The 21,622-nt window shown below is 71.1% G+C and carries 22 protein-coding genes; 13 read left to right on the top strand and 9 right to left on the bottom strand.

Translation table 11 applies throughout. The annotated features are described in order from the left end of the window. Window positions 1-33 precede the first annotated feature (33 nt). Entirely contained in the window at window positions 34-639 is a 606-nt protein-coding gene (locus AB0I83_RS02250) for a GNAT family N-acetyltransferase (RefSeq protein WP_363303274.1), read from the top strand. Window positions 640-903: 264 nt separating this feature from the next. Here the strand turns inward: AB0I83_RS02250 and AB0I83_RS02255 are convergent, their stop codons facing one another. Further along, window positions 904-1,656, bottom strand: a complete 753-nt coding sequence (locus AB0I83_RS02255) for a VOC family protein (RefSeq protein ID WP_356530387.1) — start codon at window positions 1,654-1,656, stop codon at window positions 904-906. Between the two features lie 172 nt (window positions 1,657-1,828). Between AB0I83_RS02255 and AB0I83_RS02260 the strand changes: the two genes are divergently transcribed. From AB0I83_RS02260 to AB0I83_RS02295, 8 genes are all read left to right on the top strand, one after another. After that, window positions 1,829-3,532 (top strand): FUSC family protein, encoded by a 1,704-nt coding sequence (locus AB0I83_RS02260; protein WP_363303275.1) that lies wholly within the window; start codon window positions 1,829-1,831, stop codon window positions 3,530-3,532. Further along, a complete protein-coding gene (locus tag AB0I83_RS02265; protein WP_356530385.1) occupies window positions 3,529-4,035 on the top strand; it encodes a MarR family transcriptional regulator in 507 nt (168 codons plus the stop codon). The genes AB0I83_RS02260 and AB0I83_RS02265 overlap by 4 nt, the downstream gene beginning before the upstream one ends. A 601-nt stretch (window positions 4,036-4,636) precedes the next feature. Beyond that, window positions 4,637-6,262: an ATP-binding protein gene (locus AB0I83_RS02270; protein ID WP_356530384.1), complete on the top strand. Its 1,626-nt coding sequence runs from the start codon at window positions 4,637-4,639 to the stop codon at window positions 6,260-6,262. Next, on the top strand, window positions 6,259-6,666 hold the full coding sequence (locus AB0I83_RS02275) for a roadblock/LC7 domain-containing protein (RefSeq protein WP_014152870.1): 408 nt from the start codon (window positions 6,259-6,261) through the stop codon (window positions 6,664-6,666). The genes AB0I83_RS02270 and AB0I83_RS02275 overlap by 4 nt, the downstream gene beginning before the upstream one ends. Continuing rightward, complete coding sequence (locus tag AB0I83_RS02280) at window positions 6,663-7,031, top strand: DUF742 domain-containing protein (protein WP_356530382.1); 369 nt, start codon at window positions 6,663-6,665, stop codon at window positions 7,029-7,031. The genes AB0I83_RS02275 and AB0I83_RS02280 overlap by 4 nt, the downstream gene beginning before the upstream one ends. Continuing rightward, a complete protein-coding gene (locus AB0I83_RS02285) occupies window positions 7,012-7,629 on the top strand; it encodes an ATP/GTP-binding protein (RefSeq protein ID WP_356530381.1) in 618 nt (205 codons plus the stop codon). Before AB0I83_RS02280 ends, AB0I83_RS02285 begins: the two co-directional genes overlap by 20 nt. A 79-nt stretch (window positions 7,630-7,708) precedes the next feature. After that, on the top strand, window positions 7,709-9,232 hold the full coding sequence (locus tag AB0I83_RS02290) for a cytochrome P450 (RefSeq protein ID WP_363303276.1): 1,524 nt from the start codon (window positions 7,709-7,711) through the stop codon (window positions 9,230-9,232). Window positions 9,233-9,314: 82 nt separating this feature from the next. After that, entirely contained in the window at window positions 9,315-10,661 is a 1,347-nt protein-coding gene (locus tag AB0I83_RS02295) for a 6-phospho-beta-glucosidase (protein ID WP_363303277.1), read from the top strand. A 59-nt stretch (window positions 10,662-10,720) separates the two neighbouring features. Here AB0I83_RS02295 and AB0I83_RS02300 read toward each other — a convergent pair whose 3' ends face one another. Then, the gene (locus AB0I83_RS02300) at window positions 10,721-11,161 is read right to left on the bottom strand and encodes a hypothetical protein (protein ID WP_363303278.1); all 441 of its coding nucleotides are present in this window, start codon (window positions 11,159-11,161) and stop codon (window positions 10,721-10,723) included. Beyond that, entirely contained in the window at window positions 11,155-11,610 is a 456-nt protein-coding gene (locus tag AB0I83_RS02305) for an ATP-binding protein (protein ID WP_363303279.1), read from the bottom strand. Before AB0I83_RS02305 ends, AB0I83_RS02300 begins: the two co-directional genes overlap by 7 nt. Window positions 11,611-11,817: 207 nt before the next feature. On the opposite strand from AB0I83_RS02305, the gene AB0I83_RS02310 reads away from it, so the two are divergent. From AB0I83_RS02310 to AB0I83_RS02320, 3 genes are all read left to right on the top strand, one after another. Next, window positions 11,818-12,678, top strand: coding sequence for a helix-turn-helix transcriptional regulator (locus tag AB0I83_RS02310; protein ID WP_356530374.1), 861 nt, complete (start codon window positions 11,818-11,820; stop codon window positions 12,676-12,678). Continuing rightward, a complete protein-coding gene (locus AB0I83_RS02315) occupies window positions 12,678-12,914 on the top strand; it encodes a DUF397 domain-containing protein (RefSeq protein WP_356530373.1) in 237 nt (78 codons plus the stop codon). Before AB0I83_RS02310 ends, AB0I83_RS02315 begins: the two co-directional genes overlap by 1 nt. A gap of 162 nt (window positions 12,915-13,076) precedes the next feature. After that, complete coding sequence (locus tag AB0I83_RS02320) at window positions 13,077-13,526, top strand: YchJ family metal-binding protein (RefSeq protein WP_363303280.1); 450 nt, start codon at window positions 13,077-13,079, stop codon at window positions 13,524-13,526. A gap of 54 nt (window positions 13,527-13,580) precedes the next feature. On the opposite strand, the gene AB0I83_RS02325 is transcribed toward AB0I83_RS02320, so the two are convergent. The 6 genes from AB0I83_RS02325 to AB0I83_RS02350 all read right to left on the bottom strand — a co-directional run bounded on the left by AB0I83_RS02325 (window position 13,581) and on the right by AB0I83_RS02350 (window position 20,230). Then, complete coding sequence (locus AB0I83_RS02325; protein ID WP_356530369.1) at window positions 13,581-15,656, bottom strand: MDR family MFS transporter; 2,076 nt, start codon at window positions 15,654-15,656, stop codon at window positions 13,581-13,583. A gap of 55 nt (window positions 15,657-15,711) precedes the next feature. Beyond that, complete coding sequence (locus AB0I83_RS02330) at window positions 15,712-16,548, bottom strand: hypothetical protein (RefSeq protein WP_356530367.1); 837 nt, start codon at window positions 16,546-16,548, stop codon at window positions 15,712-15,714. Between the two features lie 233 nt (window positions 16,549-16,781). Further along, window positions 16,782-17,996 carry an acyl-CoA dehydrogenase family protein gene (locus AB0I83_RS02335; RefSeq protein WP_363303281.1) on the bottom strand — a complete coding sequence of 405 codons (1,215 nt, stop codon included), beginning with the start codon at window positions 17,994-17,996 and terminating at the stop codon, window positions 16,782-16,784. 4 nt (window positions 17,997-18,000) lie between these two features. After that, window positions 18,001-18,474, bottom strand: coding sequence for an SCP2 sterol-binding domain-containing protein (locus AB0I83_RS02340; RefSeq protein ID WP_363303438.1), 474 nt, complete (start codon window positions 18,472-18,474; stop codon window positions 18,001-18,003). Window positions 18,475-18,555: 81 nt separating this feature from the next. Then, the gene (locus tag AB0I83_RS02345; RefSeq protein ID WP_363303282.1) at window positions 18,556-18,819 is read right to left on the bottom strand and encodes a hypothetical protein; all 264 of its coding nucleotides are present in this window, start codon (window positions 18,817-18,819) and stop codon (window positions 18,556-18,558) included. 196 nt (window positions 18,820-19,015) lie between these two features. Beyond that, complete coding sequence (locus AB0I83_RS02350; RefSeq protein ID WP_356530364.1) at window positions 19,016-20,230, bottom strand: helix-turn-helix domain-containing protein; 1,215 nt, start codon at window positions 20,228-20,230, stop codon at window positions 19,016-19,018. 660 nt (window positions 20,231-20,890) lie between these two features. On the opposite strand from AB0I83_RS02350, the gene AB0I83_RS02355 reads away from it, so the two are divergent. Then, a complete protein-coding gene (locus AB0I83_RS02355) occupies window positions 20,891-21,526 on the top strand; it encodes a hypothetical protein (protein WP_356530363.1) in 636 nt (211 codons plus the stop codon). Window positions 21,527-21,622 lie beyond the last annotated feature (96 nt).

Below are 21,622 nucleotides of genomic sequence, written 5' to 3' on the forward strand. Positions count from 1 at the left end.
GACGGCGCCCCGGCGGCTGACAGGATGACGGGCATGCCGGTACTGGTGCCTCCCCACATCCCGCCGGGACGGCTCTCGTCCTCCCCGCAGCCGTCCGTCCCCGTCGGCGACGGACTGCTGCTGCGGCCCTGGCGCCCGCCGGACGCACCGGCCGTGCTCGCCGCCTTCTCCGATCCCGCGATCCAGCGATGGCACATGCGGAGGGCCGACTCCGAGGAGGAGGCCGCCTCCTGGATCGAGCAGTGGACATCGGACTGGTACGCCGAGACCGACATCCACTGGGCGATCGTCCGGCTCGGCGGCGGGGGTCCCGACGAGGTGCTCGGGCGTATCGCGCTGCGCGGCCTGATCCCGGCCATCGGATACGCCGAGTGCGCCTACTGGGTCCTCCCCGCCGCCCGTGGAGCCGGCCTCGCGCACCTGGCGGTCGACGCGGTGCGGCGATGGGCCTTCGACGAGGGGACCGGCTTCGAACGCCTCGAACTCGTGCACTCCGTACTGAACGAGGCGTCCTGCCGCGTCGCGGCCAAGTCCGGGTTCCCACTCGAAGGCATCCGCAGGCACGGAAACCTGCACGCCGACGGATGGCACGACATGCACGTCCACGCGTCCGTGCGGGGCGACGACAACTCCGGCTGAACGCCGACGCGGTCCCGAGGATCTGCCTGGCGCGCGGCGCCGCTTGCCCGGCCGGCTGCGACCGGGACCGGCAGCTGCGGCGCGGTCAACCCGCCGGCCGGGCACCGGCGGTCCCGCGTCACGAAGGGGAACACCCCGAGCCCTTCGGCCGGTTCGGCGACGTCTCGCGCGGCGCCGCAGGTCAGGCCCGGCAGGCCGCGCGGCGTCCACCCGGCGTGCGGGGTCCCGCCCGGTCGGGACCGACCGCGAGGGCGCGGTACGTCGCTACGGCGTGAGGACGCCGAAGGCCGCTCCGTGCGGGTCGCGGAGCGTGGCGACACAGGGACCGCCCGGGACGCGTCTCGGGAGCACGAGCTGTTCGCCGCCCGCGCTCAGGACTCCCGCCGCGGTGACCTCCGCGTCGGCGACCGCGAAGTAGGGCAGCCAGAGCGGTGGCGACCCGGCCCGTTCGTCGTCGTCCTGCTCCTTCGCGCCGCCGAAGTCGGCCCCGTCCACGCCCCAGTGCGTGAAGTGGTCGGACGCGTCGACCGTCCAGCCGAACACGGCCGGGTAGAAGGCGCGCGCGCCCTCGGGATCCGGGGTGCGCAGTTCGGTCCAGGTCAGGGTGCCCGCGTCGTTGAGACGGCCGGCGCCCGCGAAGGCGCGGGCCTGCCACAAGGAGAACACCGCGCCGGCCGGGTCCGAGGCGACTGCGAACCGGCCCCGGTCCAACACGTCCGTCGGCTCGACCAGGAGCGTGCCGCCCGCCGCCCGCACCGCGTCCGCGGTCGCGCCGGCGTCCTCGGTGGCGAAGGCGACGGTCCAGGCGGGTCGCTCGTCCCGACGACGGGCTGGGCTGAGCGCGGCGACGGCGTCCTCGCCGATGTGCGCCGTCGCGTATCCGCCGGCCTCGGGCCGCGGGTCGGTCTCCACCCGCCAGCCGAAGAGCGCCGCGTAGAACGCCTGGGCGGCCCGGATGTCCGGGGTGGTGAGCTCGGCCCAGCAGGGGCCGCCGGGCACGGGGCCGGTCAGCTTCATGTGAGTCCTCCCAGGCATCCGGCACGACAGGTTCGTGCTGCGGCAGGTTCCCTCGCCTTCGGCGGCTGTTGGGCAGCACGCTATGGCCGGGCGTGAGCGGTGGCCACCGGAGCGGCCCGATGTGCGGGGCGGCAAAGTCGTTCACAGGTGTAACACCTGTTAATGTAAATGAGTGAGTGATACACACGTGCGACCCCGGAAGTCGTCAGTCCGCAGACTGCCGGTCGCCGGTGTCCTGCGCCTGAACAGCCCCGCCGAGATCTGGTACAAGCCCGCGCTGAGCGTGGTCGTCGCCTCGGCGGTGCCGAACCTGCTGCTGTACTCCCTCGGCCGCCTCGACCTCGTCATGTACACCATGGCCGGATCGCTCTGCGCGCTCTACGGGCACAACCTGCCGTACGCGCGGCGCGCCCGCACTCTCGTCCGAGTGGTCCTCGGCATGGCGGCGGGTCTCGCGGTCTCCCTGGTCACCGCCTCGCTCACCGGTTCGACGGCCGTGCTGATCGCCGTCGGCGCCCTGCTCGCGGCCGTGCAGAAGGCCCTCTGCGACGCCACCCGTATCGGCCCGCCCGGCAACGTCATCTTCGCCTTCGTCACCTCGGCCGCCCTCTTCGCACCCCAGCGGACCGGGCAGGTCCCGGGGCACCTGGCCCTGATGCTGGCCGCGGGCGCCTTCGCCTGGCTCGTCACCGCCGGACCGGCGCTCTGGCACCGGGAGGGGCCCGAGCGTCTCGCCACCGCCCGCGCGCTCGACGGGGCCGCGGCCTACGCGGCGGCCCCCGGCGCGCGGACCCGGCACGCTGCCGCCGCCGCGATCCAGGGCGCCTGGCAGGCACTGCTCCTGGCCGGCCGGCCCACGCCCGTACGCCGGGGACTGGAGAGGCTCGTCGTCCACGCCGAACGAGCCCTCGCCGTCACCGCCGTCGACGGCCGGGTCCGGGGCGCCGACCCCGATGAGCTGCGCGGGTGGGCCGCCGGGACCCGGGGGCGCGGCCCCGTCCCCGATCCGCCGAGCGCACCCGGAACCACCGAGCAGCTCTTCGGGATCGACGCCGAGCGCGCGGGCCGTCGGATGCGGCGCGGCCGTCAGGAGGCAAGGCGCGGAATGCTCGGCGCGCTCGCCCCCGGCTCCCCGGTGCTGCCGATCGCCCTCCGTACCCTGACCGGCTGCGCGCTCGCCGGCTACGCCTCCTGGGCGCTCGGTGTGGGGCACCCCTACTGGGCACTGGTCACCGCGGCCTCCGTGTACCAGCCCAACCTCTCGCTCTCCTGGAGCAGGGGTCTGCAGCGGACCGTCGGCAACCTCCTCGGAGTGCTCGTGTTCGCGGCCGTCATCCCGCTCGCCCGGGTCGGCCCGCTCGTCCTCGTCCTGTGCGTCCTGTGCCTCAACTTCGCCGCAGAGGCCCTGATCACCCGGAACTACTGGCTCGGCTCCGTGGCCGTCACCCCGATGGCCCTGCTCGTCCTGGAATTCGGCGGGGCCCAGCCCGCCGGGGTACTGGTCACCGACCGGGCCCTGGACACCGTCGTGGGGGTCGCGGCCGGACTGCTGGCCGCAGTCGCCGTCACCAACCGCCGGGCGGGCGGCCGCGTGGAGCGTGCTCTCTCCGCGACGGAGGCGGCCAGGGCCGGCGCCGAGCGGGCTGTCGCCGACCCGGCCGCCGACGGCCGGGCGCTCGAAGCCGCACGACGGCGGCTGACTGCCGCGCTGGTCGAACTGCGGGACGCCGGTGACGTCGCATCGGGTGAATGGTGGCAGCGCGCCCTGCCCGAGGAAGAGCTGCTCGCCGCCGAGCAGGCAGGACACCGTACGCTCGCGACGACAGCACAGCGGCAGGGACTGATCACCCTGCCCCAGGCGAACGGAGCGGTGTGACCGATGACATCGTGGCCTCGGTGGTGCGGCAGTGGCATGCCGTCAACCCCGGTCTTGACACCGGGCCGATGGAGCTCATCGGCCGCATCAACCGATGTGCGGCCCTGCTCCAGCAGGCGGAGGACGCCCCCCTGCGCGCCGCCGGGCTGACGCGGGCCGAGTTCGATCTGCTCGGCGCGATGCGCCGGACCGGCCGTGAGCTCACGCCCGGTGAGCTGGCCCGCGAGACCTTCTCGTCCGGTGCGGCCGTCACCAAGCGTCTGCGCGCACTCCAGGAGGCGGGCCTGATCGCCCGCCGCAGCGACGCCAGGGACCGCAGGGTCGCCCACGTCGGCCTTACCGGGGCGGGCCGCGACCTGGTCGACCGTCTGCTTCCCGAACAGCTCGCCTACGAGCGGTCGGTGCTCTCCGGTCTCGACGAGGAGACCCGCAGCGGCCTCAGCGGACAGCTCGGCGAACTGCTGGTCCAGCTCGAAGGCCGCCTCGGAGGCGGCCGCCGCTGAACGGTGCCGTCGGCGCCGGTCGACGGCACGGCTTCACCGTGAGTGAGCACCGCGCGGAGGCGTGGAGGTGCTGTACCGACCGGAGCCGGTGGCCGCCGCTCCGTCGGCGGCAACTCGGCGGGTGGCCGCCCACGTCGTTCGCACACGTGTCCGTCGCTCAGGAAACTGCTCCTTTCGATCCGATTCGATCGCATGTGCCCTCGTCCCGCTCTGCGGTACGGATTCGGTCGTACGCGTAACGGTTCTTCGCTCTGACGGTCGCCCCTTCTGGCGTTCCACCTGTTCATCACCAGTTCTCGCCGACGGCCGGACCTCACCGTTGTCCCGCAAGACGGGACAGCGGTGTCTGCTTTCTGTCGGTTCCCTGCGGACGTCACTCCTCGCGCACGCGTGACGGCTCTGAGTACAAAACTGGTGAGTGTATTACTGCCGGCGCGCTCGCGCAGAGGGTTGGGTGAATGTGCCGAAGCACTGTTCTGATCTGGCTAGGCTCACGCACAGTGAAGTCGAGTTGTTACGAATTCGAGCGCTTGTTCATAACTGTCCGTAAAAGTGCTGTGCCTCCCGAATGCCTTCCCGAATCAACCGCCAGAGGGTTTAGATGGTCCGTGTCGAATCACCGCCGACCAACAGAGACATCCCCGCAATCCGCGCCGCGCTCCCGCCCGTCGTTCTGATGGCCGGAGCCACGGCGGCCGGCGCGGTGCCGGTCACCGGGGACACGCGGGCGGCAGTCGTCTGGTGCGGGGCGATCGCCACCGTCGTGGTCGCCGCGCTCACCGTCGTACTCAACCGCCGGCGCCGCGCCATGCGCGTGCAGCGAGCCGAGTACGAGCAGCGCATCGCCTTCCTGGAACACCGCATCGCCTCGTACGACCAGGAGACCGTCCGGCTCACCAAGGAACTCCTGCCCGCCGCGATCCGCCGGCTGCGAGCCAGCAACTCGCCGCAGGAGGTGATGCGCGACGTCGTCGACGCCGACGAGTCGTACCGAAGCCTCCCCAAGGCGCAACGCGCCCTGGTCCTCCAGGTCCTCGACATCATCGACAACGAGGAGGCCATGCGCGACTCCGCGCAGCGCGCCTTCGTCAGCGTCGCCCGCCGCGTCCAGGCCATCGTCCACCGACAGGCCAGTGAGCTGCGGGAGATGGAGGACCACCACGGGCGCAATCCCGACGTCTTCGACGACCTGCTCCGCATCGACCACGGCACCGCGCTGATCGGCCGGCTCGCCGACTCCATCGCCGTACTCGGCGGCGCGCGTCCGAGCCGCCAATGGCCCAAGGCCGTACCGCTGTTCAGCGTGCTGCGCGGCGCGATGTCCCGCATCCTCGAGTACCAGCGCGTCGATCTGCACTCGATCGCCAAGGTCGCCATCGTCGGCACGGCCGTCGAGCCGCTCATCCACGCCTGCGCCGAGCTCCTCGACAACGCGACCCGCTACTCGCCGCCCCAGACCCGGGTGCACGTCACCGCGGTCGAGGTGCAGACCGGCATCGCCATCGAGATCGAGGACGGCGGAGTCAGCCTCAGTGAGGAGGCCAGGGCCCGGGCCGAGAACATGCTCGCCCAGGCCCAGGCCGGCATCAACATGAACGACCTGGGGGAGTCCCCGCGGCTCGGCATGGCCGTGGTCGGCCGACTGTCGCGCATGTACCAACTCCAGGTCTCCCTCCGGCAGTCCGCGTACGGCGGTGTCCGCGCCGTGCTCATCGTGCCGCGCGACATGATCACCACCGGGCCCGCTCCCGGCATCGCACACGGCATCGGCGCCACCTCGCGGCCCCAGAGCTCGCTCGACATGTCGCAGATGCAGCACGTCGTACCCCCGCGCGGCAAGCACAAGGCGACGCGCCCCGCCGCGACCGGTCCCGTTCCCTCGGCGGCCGTCCCCGCGGCACCACCCGCGCCGGCCGCCGCCGCGGCACGACCGGCACCCGCCGCGGCGGCGGCCACGGGCGACGACGAGATCGTGGTGACCGAGTGGACCGCGGGCGGCCTCCCGCAGCGCCGCAGCCGGGGCCGCGCCCCGCTCGGTTCGCACAACCTCCCGCAGCAGTCGGCGGCCGCCCCCGAACCCGCAGCGGCGCGGAACGGCCACGGCGGCGATCCGGCACCGCCCGGCCTCTGGCTGGAGGCCTTCACCCAGGCCGTCAACGGTGTGCCCAAGGAGCCCGAGAACGGCGAAGACCCTGACGACGCGTGGGACAAGGGAGACAAGAAGTGATCCAGCAGCGGGGAAACATGGACTGGATGCTCAAGGAACTGGCCGACGACGTGCCGAGCATCCACCAGATCGTGGTGCTCTCCGCCGACGGCCTGCGCATCGCCCGCCACGGCGGCGACCCCGACGTCGCCGACCGTCTCGCCGCCGCCTGCGCCGGGCTGCAGAGCCTGGCCGCGGCCGTCGCCACCGAGATCCCGTACAGCGACGGTCTGATGAAGCTCGTCGTCATCGAGGTCACGGGCGGGTTCTTCTACCTGATGGCAGCCGGCGCGGGAGCCTATCTCGCGGTGCTCGCCGGCGAGACGGTCGACGCCGGACTGGTCGGCGCCCGCATGCGGGACATGGTCGTACGCATCGGTGCGCACCTGACGAGCCCCCCGCGCCATGACGGGCAGGCCGGATGAGTGCTCCCCGCCGAGAACGCAAGAAGGCCGACCCGGCGCTGAGCGACCCGGAGCGGCTGTACGTGATCACCGGTGACCCCGACGGAGAGCGCGCCGCGCTCGACCTCGTCACGATGGTGGTGGCGCAGGCCGAACCGACGCCCATGGTCCAGCCCGAGCAGGCCGCGATCCTGCGGCTCTGCCGGGCGCCGTTGTCCGTCGCCGAGATCTCGGCCTACCTGAGCCTGCCCTTCAGCGTGGTCACCTCCCTCCTCACAGAACTCCTGGCGACCGAACTGGTCGAGTCGCGCGCGCCCGTCGTCCGCGCCACGCTCCCCGACCGGTCCCTCCTCGAAGCGGTGATGCATGGACTTCAGAAGCTCTGACACGATCCCGGGCCCCCGCAACGAGGACGTCCTCCCCAGCACGGCCACGGCCGCTGTGAAGGTCGTCGTCGTGGGCGGGTTCGGGGTCGGCAAGACGACCATGGTCGGCTCGGTCAGCGAGATCCGGCCCCTGACGACCGAAGAGACCATGACCCAGGCCGGGGTCGGCGTGGACGACAACAAGGGCGTGGAGACCAAGACCGCGACCACCGTCGCCATGGACTTCGGGCGGATCAGCCTCAGCGAGGAACTGATCCTCTACCTGTTCGGCACCCCCGGACAGGAGCGCTTCTGGTTCCTCTGGAACGGCCTGTTCGAAGGCGCGCTCGGAGCCGTCGTCCTGATCGACACACGGCGGCTCCAGGTCAGCTTCGACGTCATCGGCAGGCTGGAGGAGCGCGGCGTGCCGTTCGTCGTCGCCGTCAACACCTTCCCCGGCGCTCCGCACCACCCCGTCGAGGCACTGCGCAACGCCCTCGATCTGCCGGCCGAGGTTCCCATGATCGACTGCGACGCCCGGCTGCGTACCTCCAGCCGCGACGTGCTGATGACCCTGATGCGCTACCTGCACAGCCTGGCCGTGCCGGTCGCCGGATGACCGTGCGTACACATCCCTCCCCTGACGGACCGCGGCCCCTCCCGCCCGGTCCCGGAACGTCCTTATCCCTGGAGCCACAGTGACAACCCCCTTCCAGCACGAACCCGGATCCGCAGCGGGCCAGGTCCCGCCCCCGCAGTGCCCCGCGCACGGCACTGGCATCGGACCCGGCGGGCTGCGCCGCATGTACGGTCCCGAGGCGGAGGCGGACCCCGCGGGCCTCTACGAGAAGCTCCGCGCCGAGCACGGGACGGTGGCGCCCGTCCTGATGCACGGGGACGTCCCCGCCTGGCTGGTGCTCGGCCACAGCGAGAACCTCCACCTCACCCGCACGCCCTCGCAGTTCTCCCGCGACTCTCGGCGCTGGCACGCGCTGCAGGACGGAAGCGTGGCACCGGACCACCCGCTCGCCCCGATCTTCACCTGGCAGCCGGTGTGTTCGTTCGCCGAGGGCGCCACCCACGAGCGGCTGCGCGGCGCCGTCACCGACAGCATGGCGCGCATCGACACCCGCGGGGTCCGCCGCCACATCAACCGCTACAGCAACCGGCTCGTCAACGACTTCTGCCGGGAGGGCCGCACCGACCTGGTCAGCCAGTTCGCCGAGCGCCTCCCGATGATGGTCATGTGCGCGATCGTCGGAATGCCGGACGACTACAGCGAACGCCTGGTGGAGGCCGCCCGCGACCTGACGCGGGGCACCGAGACCGCCGTCGCCAGCAACGCCTTCCTCATCGGCGAACTCAACCGGCTGGTCGAGCGCCGGAGGGCGGAACCCGCGGAGGACTTCGCCACCTGGCTCATCGAGCACCCCGCCGGGCTGACCGACACGGAGGTCAGCGAGCACCTGCGGGTGGTTCTCTTCGTCGCGTACGAGACGACAACCAACCTGATCGCCAACGTGCTGCGGATGGTCCTCACCGACCCGCGATTCCGGGCCCGGCTCAGCGGCGGGCACATGACCGTGCCCGAGGCGGTCGAGCAGACCCTGTGGGACGAGCCGCCGTTCACGTCGATCCTGGGCCGCTGGGCGGTGGGCGACACCGAACTCGGCGGACAGCAGATCAAGGCCGGGGACGCACTGATCGTCGGTATCGCGCCCGCCAACACCGATCCGCTGGTGCGGCCCGACCTCAAGGCCGGCATGGAGGGCAACCGCGCCCACATGTCCTTCAGCAGCGGCCCCCACGAGTGCCCCGGCCAGGACATCGGACGCGCCATCGCCGACGTCGGTGTCGACGCCCTGCTGATGCGCCTTCCCGACCTCGAACTCAGCGTCGAACCGGACGAGTTGCGGTGGGTCGGCAACTTCGTGTCACGGCACCTGGTGGAGCTCCCGGCGAGCTTCGCCCCAAGCCCGGAGCAGGCGATCGACGAGGAACCGCTGCCGGCGGTCTCCCGGACCCGGGCGTCCACGGACTGGGAGGTCGCCTCGCCCGCCCCACGGCACCCGGTGGGCGGCGTCCCCATGAGCCGTGCGCCGGCCGGTCCGGGGAGCGCCGAACCGTCGGCGGCGCCCGAGCAGGAGGCGGTGATCCCGGCTCAGCGCACCGGGCGTACGAGGGTCTGGCGGGCCGTCGTGCGGTGGTGGAACGGCCACTGACGCCGCGGCTGCGTGCCGGCCCGGGACTCCCGACCCTCCGGGTCCGGGGAACCGGGCCCCGGGCCCCGTACCATCGAGCAGCGTGAAGCTGACAATTCTTGGCGGCGGCGGATTCCGCGTCCCTCTCGTGTACGGGGCACTGCTCAGGGACCACGCCGAGGGCCGCGTCTCCCGGGTGACCCTGTACGACACGGACACGGACCGGCTCACCGCCGTCGCCCGGGTTCTGGGTGAACAGGCGGCAGGTATCGCCGATGCCCCCGAGGTCGTGGCCACGGAGGACCTCGACGACGCCCTGCGCGGCGCGGACTTCGTCTTCTCCGCGATCCGGGTCGGCGGCCTCGACGGCCGGGCGGCCGACGAGCGTGTCGCCCTCGACGAAGGCGTCCTGGGCCAGGAGACGGTGGGCGCCGGCGGCATCGCCTACGGGCTGCGCACCGTCCCCGTCGCCGTCGGGCTCGCCCGGCGCATCGCCCGGCTCGCGCCCGACGCCTGGGTCATCAACTTCACCAATCCGGCCGGCCTGGTCACCGAGGCCATGTCCCGCCACCTCGGCGACCGCGTCATCGGCATCTGCGACTCCCCAGTGGGGCTCGGCCGCAGGATCGCCAGGGTCCTCGGCGCCGACCCGGACCGCGCGTGGGTCGACTACGTCGGACTCAACCACCTGGGCTGGGTCCGCGCGCTCCGCGTCGGGGGCCGTGACGAACTCCCGCGCCTGCTCGGCGACCCGGCGCTGCTCGGCTCCTTCGAGGAGGGCCGGCTCTTCGGACCCGACTGGCTTCGCTCGCTCGGTGCGATTCCCAACGAGTACCTGCACTACTACTACTTCAACCGCGAAGCGGTCAGCGCCTACCAGGACGCGGAGCAGACCCGGGGCGCCTTCCTCCGTGAGCAGCAGGAGGGGTTCTACGCCCGGATGAAGGAACCGGGTACTCCCGCGCTGGCCACCTGGGACCGTACGCGCGCCGAACGCGAGGCCACCTACATGTCGGAGAACCGGGACGTGGCGGGAGCCGGTGAGCGGGAGGAGAGCGACCTCGAATCCGGGGGCTACGAGCAGGTGGCACTGGCTCTGATGCGGGCCGTCGCCCGAGACGAGCGGACCACGCTGATCCTCGACGTCCGCAACCGGGGCACCCTCGCGGTGCTCGACGACGACGCCGTCATCGAGGTGCCCTGCCTGGTCGACGCCAACGGTGCCCATCCGGTCGCCGTCGACCCCCTGCCGTATCACGCGGTCGGCCTGGTCACCGCGGTCAAGGCCGTGGAGCGGGCGGTGCTGGAGGCGGCCGACAGCGGCTCACGGGCGGCGGCGGTACGGGCCTTCGCCCTGCACCCGCTCGTCGACTCGGTGTCCGTGGCCCGGCGGCTGGTCGAGGGCTACACCAGGGTGCATCCGGGCCTCGCCTACCTCGACCGGCCCTGAGGGGGCTCCCTGTGAACGCCTGGCGCCCTGCGCTGAACTCCCCGCGCCGGACGGCGCGTTCAGGGGGCCGAGACGGCCCTGGGCGGGCCGGACCGGGCCCAGGAGGGCGCCACACCCGTGACCTGGCACACCATCAGGAAAAGTGGGATGGGCGGCGTGTAGGGCGTGCGGCTCTCCGGCGCGTGGATGAGCCGGGGCCGCCCCGCGGGTACGTAGGCACCGGTGGCGTACGAGGCCTGTTCGGGCCAGTCCAGATCGAGATCCGAACCGGACGGCACGATCCACCACCACTTGTCGGCGTCGGCGAACACGCAGCCGGCGCGCGGCAGGTGCGACATCAGCCGGAATCCGTACTGGGCGGGCACCCCCACCGCGTCGTAGCCGAGGCTCGCCGACAGCGCGGGCGGCAGCGGCAGCCGGATCCGGCCCGTGGTGCCGTCCCCCTGCCCGGTGCGGGTACGCCGCGCACCGAGCAGCTGGGACAGCGTCTGTCTCAGCATGTCCGCTCCGCGCCGTCCAGCTCCGCCCAGACGACACGCCCCGAGTGGTTCCCAGCGTCGTAGGAGCCCCAGGCGAGTGCCATGGATTCCACGAGGAGCAGCCCGCGGCCGTGTTCGCCGTCGGCCCTGCGGTAGAGGCGGGGGCCGTCCGGCCTGCCCCCCTGGTCCTGCACGGCTATGCGCAACCGCCCGTCACCGCAACGGAGCTCGCAGACGACCCGGGTGCTCGCGGTGTGCACCACCGCGTTGGTGACGAGTTCGGAGACGATCAGGACGGCCGCGTCGCAGGTGTCCCCGTTCAGCCGCCACCGGGCCAGCCTGGCCTGCGCGCGGCTCCGGGCACCCGCCACCGACTCGGGATGCGACGACAGCGCGAAGCAGTAACGGAGCGCTTCCGTCCCGGGGCTGAGATCCATGAGCCTGGGGATGAGCGCACTGCCAGGTGCCACGACCGATTCCTCACAGTGGGGGCTGTGTCACGCTTCGCGCCGCCCCGAAACGGGACGGTGCGAGACCACGCGATCTCGTTCACTGGCCAACTCTCCCCCTGACATGACCACTTGGCAAGAGGCACTCTGAAAAATCCAGAGTGGCAGTGTTCTTCGGGTACACGTGCATGGCACACTGCTGGCACACAGTGCATCGGGAGGTCTGAAGTGAGCGAACCGCGGTCCGCCCCGACCGTGGGACAGGTCGTTCTGGGCAAGCGCCTGCAGGATCTGCGGGAGCGTGTCGGCCTGAGCCGCGACCAGGCTGCGAAGGTGCTCCGTGTGGCCCCGGGGACCATACGCAGGATGGAGACAGCCGAAGTCGGGCTGAAGATCCCCTACGTCCAGCTCCTCCTCAAGGCCTACGGCATCGCCGACGACGAGGCCGACGCGTTCGTCGAACTCGCCGAGGAGGCCAACAAGCCCGGCTGGTGGCAGCGGTTCCACGACGTGCTGCCCGACTGGTTCAGCATGTACGTCAGCCTGGAGGGCGCGGCCGGCCTCCTGCGCATGTACGAACCGCACTTCGTCCCGGGACTGTTGCAGACGGAGGACTACGCGCGCTCCGTCATGCGTACGGGGGCGGTCGGTCAGACCCGGCCGGCCGACATCGAACGCCATGTGGCGCTCCGGATGGAGCGCCAGTCCCTGCTGACGAAGGCCGAGGCGCCGAAGCTCTGGGTGGTCATGGACGAGACCGTCCTGCGCCGTCCCGTCGGCAGCCCCGGTGCCATGCGAGCCCAGATCGACCGGCTGCTCGAAGCTACGGACCTGCCCAACGTGACTCTGCAGATAGCGGAGTTCGCGACCGGCCACCACCCGGGCACCTACGGTCCGTTCGTGCTCTTCCGGTTCGCGGTCCCCGAGCTCCCCGACATGGTCTACAGCGAGTACCTGACCGGTGCCGTCTACTTCGACGCGCGCCCCGAGGTGGCCTCCTACCTCGAGGTCATGGACCGAATGGCGGCTCAGGCCGCAACTGCACAACGCACGAAGGAAATCCTCAGGGACTTCCGCAAGGAGCTGTGATGAACCACATATACAACGGAATGCCGGCCGCCGACCTCGGCACCGAAGGCTGGTACAAGCCGTGGAGCGGTGGTAACGGCGGCAACTGCATCGAGGCCATGAAGCTGGCGGACGGCAGGGTGGCGGTACGCCAGTCCGCCGACCCGGAGGGCCCCGCACTCATCTACTCCAACGGCGAGATCGCCGCCTTCATCCAGGGCGCCAAGGCCGGCCAGGCCGATTTCCTCCTCACCTGACGCCCAGTCGCACAGCTCGCCGCACACGCTGTCCTCCCCCTCGTCCCTCCCCTCGCGCTCCTCCACCTGCGCGCAAGCCCTGAGGCCACGGCGCGCAAGCGTCGGCCGCCCAGGCCGGGGGTGCCCGGCCTGCCACTCCCGGCCGCAGGTCACAATGGGCACATGTCACGACGCACCCCCCGCCCCCGCGGCTCCGTACCCCCCGGAGCGGGCCCCCTGCGGATCACCCCGGGATCACCGTGCCCGTGCGGTCGGCAGGCCACGTACGGTGACTGCTGCGGCCGGTTGCACGCGGGCACCGCGGCCGCCCTGACCTGCGAGGCGCTGATGCGCTCCCGGTACGCCGCCTTCGTGGTCCAGGACGCCGGCTACCTGCTGCGCACCTGGCACCCGGAGACCCGGCCGCCCGCCGTGGACTTCGACCCGGCGATGCGCTGGACGGGTCTGGACATCCTCGGGACGACGGAGGGAAGCGCCTTCCACACCACGGGCACGGTGACGTTCAGGGCCCACTACACCGACGGCGGCCGCCCCGACGCCCTGCACGAGAAGAGCCGCTTCGTCCGCCACGAGGGGGCGTGGGTCTACGCCACGGCGGTCTTCGTCGACTGAGATCCCCGGAGCCGGAGCCACCGGAGCGTCGCGCCACCCCCGCGAGCGGGACGCTCAGGCCGGTGCCCCCACCCGTTCCGTCGACGGCGACAGCTCCTGGGCGAGGTCCTCGGCGAGCAGCCGCTTGGCGATCACATCGACCGCCGCCCGTAGCTGCCGGTCGTCGGGCCGGGCGCCGTCCTCGGCCAGCCGTTCGTTGAGCCAGCGGCCCCAGGCCGCCGAGATCGTAGCCGCCTCGCGCCGCCCGGCCGCCGTATGGGTGAAGAGGTGGCCGTCCCCGGTGAGATAGCCCTCCTCGATCATCCGGTCGAAGACCGGCACCAGGACCTCCGGCGGGATCCGGTGCCGGGTCGCGATGAGCCCGAGTCCCGCGTGGCCGACCATGCGGGTGAAGAGGTCGACCTGCATCACGGCCCAGGCGCCCGCCATGTCGAGCCGGGTGTCGGACTCCGCCACGATCCGCCGTGCCGTGTCGGGACCCGCCTGGTGCAGGATCCTGGCCACGGAGTACTGGAGGACGTTCGCGGCGTCCCCGGTGCTCGGCTGGGCGAAGCCCTCTCCCATGTCGGTGGACCCCGCACGGGCGCTGTCGCGCAGCTTCACCTGCTTCAGGAAGAGCGACACGACGAAGCCCAGGAGCGCCACCGGTACCGTCCACAGGAAGACGGTGTGCAGGGTGTCCGCATAGGCCTGAGCGAGGGGCGCGGTCTGCTCGGCGGGCAGGGCGTGCACCGCCTGCGGGCTCTCGGCGGCCCGTGCGAGTACCGCGGGATCACCGCCGGCCCGTACGGCCCGCTCGACGCCCTGCGTCAGATTCGGTCCGAGCGAGTTCGCGTAGATCGTGCCGAAGACGGCCGTGCCGAACGAGCTGCCGAGCGTGCGGAAGAAGGTCACGCCGGACGTCGCCGTGCCGAGGTCCGAGTAGTCGACGGTGTTCTGCACGGCGATCGTCAGTACCTGCATGGACAGGCCGATGCCGATGCCCAGCACGAGCATGTACAGGGACTCCAGCCAGACCCCGCTGCCCGGGCCCATCCGGGACAGGAGGTACAGGCCGGCGGCCATGACGAGCGAACCGACGACGGGGAACAGGCGGTAGTGGCCGGTCCTGCTCACCACGTTGCCGCTGAAGATCGAGGCGGCCAGCAGGCCCACCACCAGTGGGAGGGTCCGTACGCCGGAGAGCGTGGCCGAGTCCCCGTCGACGTACTGCAGATAGGTCGGCAGGTAGATCATCGCGCCCAGCATGGCGAAGCCCACGATGAAGCTGAGGACGGAGCACACCGCGAACACCGGGTTGCTGAACAGCCGCATCGGCAGCATCGGCTCCTTCGCACGCGTCTCCACGACGCAGAACAGGGCCAGGGCGACGAGGCCTCCGACGAACAGGCCGAGGATGACCGGTGAGCCCCAGGCGTACTCGTTGCCGCCCCAGCTCGTGCCCAGGATCAGCGCGCTGGCCCCGACCGCGACCAGGGCGATCCCCAGGTAGTCGATGACCGGGCGCCCCGCCGCCCGCACGGACGGGATGTTGCGGGCGGCGGCGATGACCACCACGATCGCGATCGGCACGTTGACGTAGAAGGCCCAGCGCCAGGTCAGGTGGTCGGTGAACAGTCCGCCCAGCAGCGGTCCGACGACCGTGGCCACGCCGAAGACCGCACCGATCGCCCCCTGGTACTTGCCCCGGTCGCGCAACGGGATCACGTCGGCGATCAGCGCCATCGACGTGACCATGAGCCCGCCCGCGCCGATGCCCTGCAGGCCGCGCCAGATGATCAGCAGGAGCATGTTCGACGCGAGACCGCAGAGGAACGAACCGGTGATGAAGACGACGGCCGAGATCTGGAAGATCAGCTTCCGGCCGAAGAGGTCACCGAACTTGCCGACCAGCACCGTCGCCACGGTCTCTGCCAGCAGGTAGGCCGTCACGACCCACGACATGTGCTCCGCGCCACCCAGATCCGACACGATCGTGGGCAGAGCCGTCCCCACGATCGTCTGGTCCAGCGCGGCGAGCAGGATGCCCAGCACGATCGTGGCGAACACGATGTTCCGGCGTCCGGGGTCGAGGACGGGTGGCGCTGCGGCACTCTGCGCGGCGGGTGGGGTCTCGCTGGCAGTGGTCACCCTCGCACCCTCACACCCGGCCCTGTCCCACGCATGCGGGCGCGGACCGTCCGGGTCAGGCCAGCACGTCCCGCACCGAGTCCTTCATCCGGGCCACGAATCCCTCGCGGACCTCGTCCGTGACACGGTCGAGGGACAGATACGGATTGAGGTCCTCCAGCTCGACGAGCAGCAGTTCCCCCTCGGCCGTCCGGCAGGCGTCCACCCGCTGGATGCCGTGCGTGAGGGTGTTCCACTCCACGAAGCGGCGTGCGAAGTCGAGGTCCGCCGCGCTCGCCGAGTAGGGCTCGAGCACCCAGCGCCGCTCCGGGTGCGGCGCGTGGAGCGCGTACTGGAAGTCGTGGCCGACGTAGTAGAAGGAGACCTCGTAGCGGAAGTCGATCCGAGGCTGGACGAGAAGTGTGTCCCCGGCGTCCCCCGGGAGCTCCGGAGTGTCGGTGAACCGCAGGCCGACCGAGTCCGCGCCCAGCTTGGGCTTGACGACGTACCCGGCCGCGCGGGGGAGCAGCCCGAGATCCTCCGCGCGGTCGACGGTGGGGATCACCGGGAAGCCGTCCCGGCTCAGGTCGACCAGGTACTGCTTGCCCGCCATGTCCCCGCGTCCGTCGAGCGTGTTGTGGACGCGGACACCGGTTTCCCGCACCCTGGCCCGGAACGCGTCGTAGGCGTCCCGGTAGTGCAGTACCGGACCGCTGTTGCGTACGACGACCGCGTCGAACCCGTCGAGCAGTGCCGCGGCGTCCCGGGGGTGGCAGAGCGCCACGTCGAAGGACTCGCGCAGCCTGGAGGTCAGGAAGATGTCCTCGTCGCAGTAGCGCCGGCCACGTGCCTCGTAGGCGAGATCCGTGACGAAGAGGACGGAGGGGCGTGCCCCGCCGGACGCGGTGCTCAAGACGGCTCCCAGGAGGTTCGGTGTCGGGCTTCGGTCAACAGCCGTGGCGTCGAAGCGCGTTCACTGCCACGAGACACCACTGTCTCCGGCCCGCAGGAGCCACACGTGCCCCACGCGTCGTCGCCGCCCGACATTCTCCCGCCCGCCTGCGCCGACGGTCCCACGGGGTCTCCACCGGGTGAGGGGGACGGTCCGGGGCCGGCGCGGGACTCCTGGCGCCGGCGCCGGTGGAGTCAGCGGATGTGACGCCCCGAGATCGACCGGGCGATGACCAGCCGCTGGATCTCGCTGGTGCCCTCGAAGATCGTGTAGATCTTGGCGTCGCGGTACATCCGCTCCACCGGGTGCTCCCTGCTGTACCCGGCGCCGCCCAGGATCTGGATCGCCTTCTCCGTCGCCGACACGGCGAGTTCACCCGCGCGGAGCTTGGACATCGAGCCCTGGCCGGCGTCGAAGGTCCGGTCGTTGCGGGCCATCCAGGCGGCCTGCCAGATGAGCAGGCGCACGGCCTCGATCTCGGTGCGGATGTCGGCCAGCGCGAACGCGATGGACTGGTTCTCGATGATGGGCCGGCCGAACGCCTCGCGCTGTCCGGCGTACTCCAGCGCGTACTCGTAGGCGGCCCGCGCGATGCCCAGTGCCTGAGCTCCCACGGTCGGGCGGCTGACCTCGAACGTGGCCATGGCCGCCTGCCCCTTCGCGGTGCCGCCCTCGCGGGCACGGGCGAGCCGGGCGTCCAGCTTCTCCTTCCCGCCCAGCAGGCAGTGCCCGGGAACGCGTACTTCGTCGAGGAACACGTCCGCCGTGTGCGACGCGCGCAGGCCGAGCTTCTTGACGGTACGGCCGGCCTCCAGGCCGCGCGTACCGGGCGGCACGATGAACGCGGCCTGGCCGCGGGCACCGAGCGACGGATCGACCGAGGCCACCACGACATGGACCTCGGCGATGCCGCCGTTGGTGATCCACGCCTTCTGGCCGGACAGCACCCACGCGTCCGCGGCCTCGTCGTAGCGTGCCCTGGTGGCCATCGCGGAGACGTCCGACCCCGCCTGCGGCTCCGACACGCAGAAGGCGGCCACCTTCGGGTCGTCCGCGTCGCCGTAGCACTGCGGGACCCACTCGGCGAGCTGGTCGGGCGTGCCGGAGGCGAAGATCCCCGCGACGGCGAGCGAGGTGCCGAAGAGGGCCATGCCGATCCCCGCGTCGCCCCAGAACAGCTCCTCGTTGGCGATCTGGAGAGAGAGCCCGCTGGGGTCCCCGTACATGTCGGCCAGCGACTCGAATCCGTACAGGCCGATTCTGGCGGCCTCCTGGATGACGGGCCACGGCGTCTCTTCCCTGGCGTCCCATTCGGCCGCCGCGGGGCGCACGACCTGGGCGGCGAAGCCGTGTACCCAGTCGCGCAGGTCCTGCTGCTCCTCGGTGAGGGCGAGGGAGAAGTAGCTCATGGGCTCAGGCCTTCGGGATGTCGAAGTAGCGGGTGAGCCCCGAGGCCAGGCCGACGTCACCGGCGACCTTGAGTTTGCGCATCATGAACATCGTCACCGGGTTGCCGTTGCCGGAGACGAGCTTGAGGAAGTCGGCGTCGGCCATCACCAGGGTGGTGCGGGGCTCCGCGTCGGAGCGGCCGGCGCTCACCGTGCAGGTGCCGTCGGCTATGTCGGTCTCGTAGACCTCGTCGCTCTCGCCCGTGATCCTCCAGCGGATCAGGGCCTTCAGCCGGCCGGCCGCCTCCGGCCGGAACTGCTGCCGCATCCGGCCGAACACCTCGCTCAGCACGCGGGTGCGCAGTTCGCCCCGCATCACCTCGCCGAGTTCCCTGGCGGACAGGCCTTTGACGATCCGCGCGAACTCCTCGGGCGAGACGGCCGCGAGGTCGAGCCCGGACAGTTCGTCGGTGAGGTTGCCGCTGCTGCGGTCGGACACGTTGTCGGGCACGCCAAATCCTTACTCCAGAGTAAACTTACTTTTGAGTAAGGTAAGGGTGTCGTCGGCTCTTCGCAAGCGTCACCAAGGGTCGCCCGGGCGCACCGCGAGAAGGGGGTGATACGCGGACAGCAGCTTGTTGGCCCAGGCGAGTTCGGACAGCGCCTGTTCGCGGTCGGCCTGGTCCTCGACGCCGAGCCCCGGTCCACGGAACCTGCGCACCTCGCGGGCGGCGCAGTCGGCGTCGAACTCCGCCCGAAGGATGTGCGGCGGGGTGCATGACCCGATCAGCGCGGCGACCCGGTCGGGGATCGGCACGGGGACGAGGAGGTGCGAGGCGGTCATGGGGGTTCCCTCTCGGGTGGTCGGCCAGGAGGCTGTGGTGCGCGACGGCCGGTGAGTCGTCGCTCCTCCATATGTACGGGACGCAGTTCCTGGTTTTCCGTTGAGAACGTCTCCGTGTCGCAACCGTCTGGGACTGACCGTCTATTTCGCATTACCTGGAGGTAAGTTGACTCGGGGTGTGTGGTGTGATGCACCCTCAGTTGAGCATTCTCGCTCCTCGGGCCCGTAACTGCTGCGCGCGCAGCACCGCTTCGGTGGAGAAGCGGCTCTCCGGATCGGTCAGCTGATCGCCGAAGATCGCCTCCAGGCTGCGCATCCGGTAGCGGACCGTCTGCGGATGCACGTCCAGCAACTCGCCCATCTGCGCCGCGGTGCCCCGGGTGTCGAGCCATATCCGCAGCGTCTCGATCAGCCGCTCGCGCCGTGTGGTGCTGATGCCGGCCACGGCGGCCAGTTCGCGCTCGGCGAGCTGGTCCAGGAGGGCGGGATCGGAGAGGAGCCACAGGGTGGTGAGATGGTCCTCGCACATCACGAACGGGGCGCTCTCGATCACGCCGGCGTCGACGAGTTCGAGTACGCGGCGGGCCCAGCGGATCGAGTCGGCGGCCAGTGCGGTCGGCACGGTCAGCCCGATCGCCGCGCCACCGCCGGGGATCGTCCGGTCGAGCATCTGTCTGCGTGCGTCGTCCACGGCGCCGGGGACCAGGAGGTGCGGCTGCGGGTCCCCGGGATCGATCAGGACGTCGTGGTCCGCGCTGATCCGGTCGAGACCGGCCGGGGCGCGTACGGCGACGAGCGTGACCTGCTCGGGCAGTGTCCAGCCGGTCTGCTCGCAGAGCTCCGCGATGGCGCTTCTGGGGACCGGGCGGCCGGCCAGGACGAGGTGGAGCAGCTGGCGGCGCATCGCCTCGCTCTGCTCGCCCGACCTGGACTGCACCTCCAGGAAGCCCTCGCGGGAGAGGGCTTCGAGCTCGTCGACGTACGCGAAGAGCGCGTCCGCGAAGCTGAGCATCAGGGAGGGGGAGAAGTTGTACCGCCGGCCGACCTTCTTGGCTCGGCGCAGGGCGATCCGGGCGCCGAGCCGGTAGGCGCCCTGGAGTGTCTCCATGGTGCGGCCCTCGTAGGCCTCGAACCGTCCGAACCGCCGGCAGATGTCGTCGCGGAGCGGTGTGGCGGATGCCGGTTCCGCGACCAGGTCGACGAACGCGGCGAGGCTCTGCTCCACGCCGACCCGGATCGCCTGGCCGTTGGGCCCGCCGAGCAGCCGGGCGTACTCCGGATAGGCCCGGGTCACCTCGACGCCGATCTCCTTGATCAGGCTCGGCAGTTCGGGCCGCATGATCGCGGCGAACTCCTGGGGGAGAGGCCCCAGCGGGTCGCCGGTGTCCAGCGGCTGGATGAGTCTCGGCATGACCGTCCCCTTGCTCATCGGTGCCCGGTGCGGGTGAGTCGCTGGGGGGAAAGCGCTCCCACGGACCGATAGGTGTATACCAACATCGGCGCCGAAGATAGACCAAGTCGGGTGGAGTGCACACCACTTGGACAAGATCGAAGTGCAGGGGCCACACAATGTGGCCCTGTTACGGGGTTCCGGTGCAGGTGGGGCGGTCCTGCTCACTTCCGGACAATGTTTTCGGCCGTGCGCTCTCCCGGCGGCGTATAAGCGACCCCGGGAAGTGTCCGCGGTGCGGACGAGACGCCGGTTCCGACCTCCGCGCCAGGCGTGGGGCGGTCCGGCTGGATCCCTCCCGTCCGTCTGTGCCGCGTGGGCCGAAGATCCCGGTCGGAGGTCGATCTTCCACGAATTCTGCGCACCAAGTGACAAGTGGAGTAAGCGAATTAGTGACGTACTGACGAGGAAACAAACTCGCGGCACCAATCTTGACCGACGGCATTGTGCTCCAAGTTTCCCGCAAGTAACGTCACGCCCTGTCACAGAACGTGTGTGGCTGAAAGCACAGCACGGCCCCCACGCAACTCGGTTCATCGCGGCACTCCCTGCACCTTTGCAGGAATTTGGGTGCTGTCCCCGCAGCAGTGCACCCGCATTGTCGAATCGGAGGAACTCACTGTGCGCAACTCCCTCAGAAAGCTCTCGATAGCGGTCGGTGCCGCCACCGCCGCCGTCGCCCTCGGCGCCACCACGGCGACCGCAGGCGTGTCCGCTCCGACCTGGACCGTCGGTCCCAGCTCGCCGGAGACGTTCTCGGCCACCGCCGGCACCGTCACCCTCAGCCTCAACGGCATCCCGATGACGTGTACGTCGTCCGCGGCACAGGGCAACCTGGCGTCGGCCGCCGGCACGACCAACGTGCAGGTCGGCACCATCGCTCCGCTGACCTGGAGCGGCTGCACCAGCCCGTTCGGCCCGGTGACCCCGACCGCCGACACCTCCACCTCCTGGAAGCTGAACGCGAACACCTACAGCGCCGGTGTCACGAACGGCTACATCAGCGGTGTCAAGGCCACGCTCAAGGTGCTCACCTGCACCTTCACCGTGACCGGCAACGTGGTCGCGAAGTACACCAACTCCACCGGTGTGCTCGCGGTCAGCAACAACGCCACGTACAAGCTGACGGTCGCGACCGTCACCGCCGGCTGCGCGGGCATCGCCGCGGTGGGCAACAACCCGACCTACACCGCCAACTACAACGCGGTGACGCCGATCGGCGGCACCACCAAGCCGACCATCGTCTACACCCCCTGATCCGGCCCCCGGCCGGTAACGGGTGAACGGGGATCGCACGGCGGGTCCGCCCGCCGTGCGATCGCGGCCCCGGCGCCCGGGAAGGTGACGGACGCC

Source organism: Streptomyces sp. NPDC049970, from assembly GCF_040660235.1.
Lineage (GTDB): Bacteria > Actinomycetota > Actinomycetes > Streptomycetales > Streptomycetaceae > Streptomyces.

Coding starts and splice junctions, on each gene's coding strand:
- AB0I83_RS02335 (WP_363303281.1), bottom strand. CDS start 17,996: ATGAGCTACTTCTCCCTCGCCCTCACCGAGGAGCAGCAGGACCTGCGC.
- AB0I83_RS02270 (WP_356530384.1), top strand. CDS start 4,637: ATGGTCCGTGTCGAATCACCGCCGACCAACAGAGACATCCCCGCAATC.
- AB0I83_RS02250 (WP_363303274.1), top strand. CDS start 34: ATGCCGGTACTGGTGCCTCCCCACATCCCGCCGGGACGGCTCTCGTCC.
- AB0I83_RS02320 (WP_363303280.1), top strand. CDS start 13,077: ATGTCACGACGCACCCCCCGCCCCCGCGGCTCCGTACCCCCCGGAGCG.
- AB0I83_RS02315 (WP_356530373.1), top strand. CDS start 12,678: ATGAACCACATATACAACGGAATGCCGGCCGCCGACCTCGGCACCGAA.
- AB0I83_RS02255 (WP_356530387.1), bottom strand. CDS start 1,656: ATGAAGCTGACCGGCCCCGTGCCCGGCGGCCCCTGCTGGGCCGAGCTC.
- AB0I83_RS02285 (WP_356530381.1), top strand. CDS start 7,012: ATGGACTTCAGAAGCTCTGACACGATCCCGGGCCCCCGCAACGAGGAC.
- AB0I83_RS02300 (WP_363303278.1), bottom strand. CDS start 11,161: ATGCTGAGACAGACGCTGTCCCAGCTGCTCGGTGCGCGGCGTACCCGC.
- AB0I83_RS02280 (WP_356530382.1), top strand. CDS start 6,663: ATGAGTGCTCCCCGCCGAGAACGCAAGAAGGCCGACCCGGCGCTGAGC.
- AB0I83_RS02350 (WP_356530364.1), bottom strand. CDS start 20,230: ATGCCGAGACTCATCCAGCCGCTGGACACCGGCGACCCGCTGGGGCCT.
- AB0I83_RS02345 (WP_363303282.1), bottom strand. CDS start 18,819: ATGACCGCCTCGCACCTCCTCGTCCCCGTGCCGATCCCCGACCGGGTC.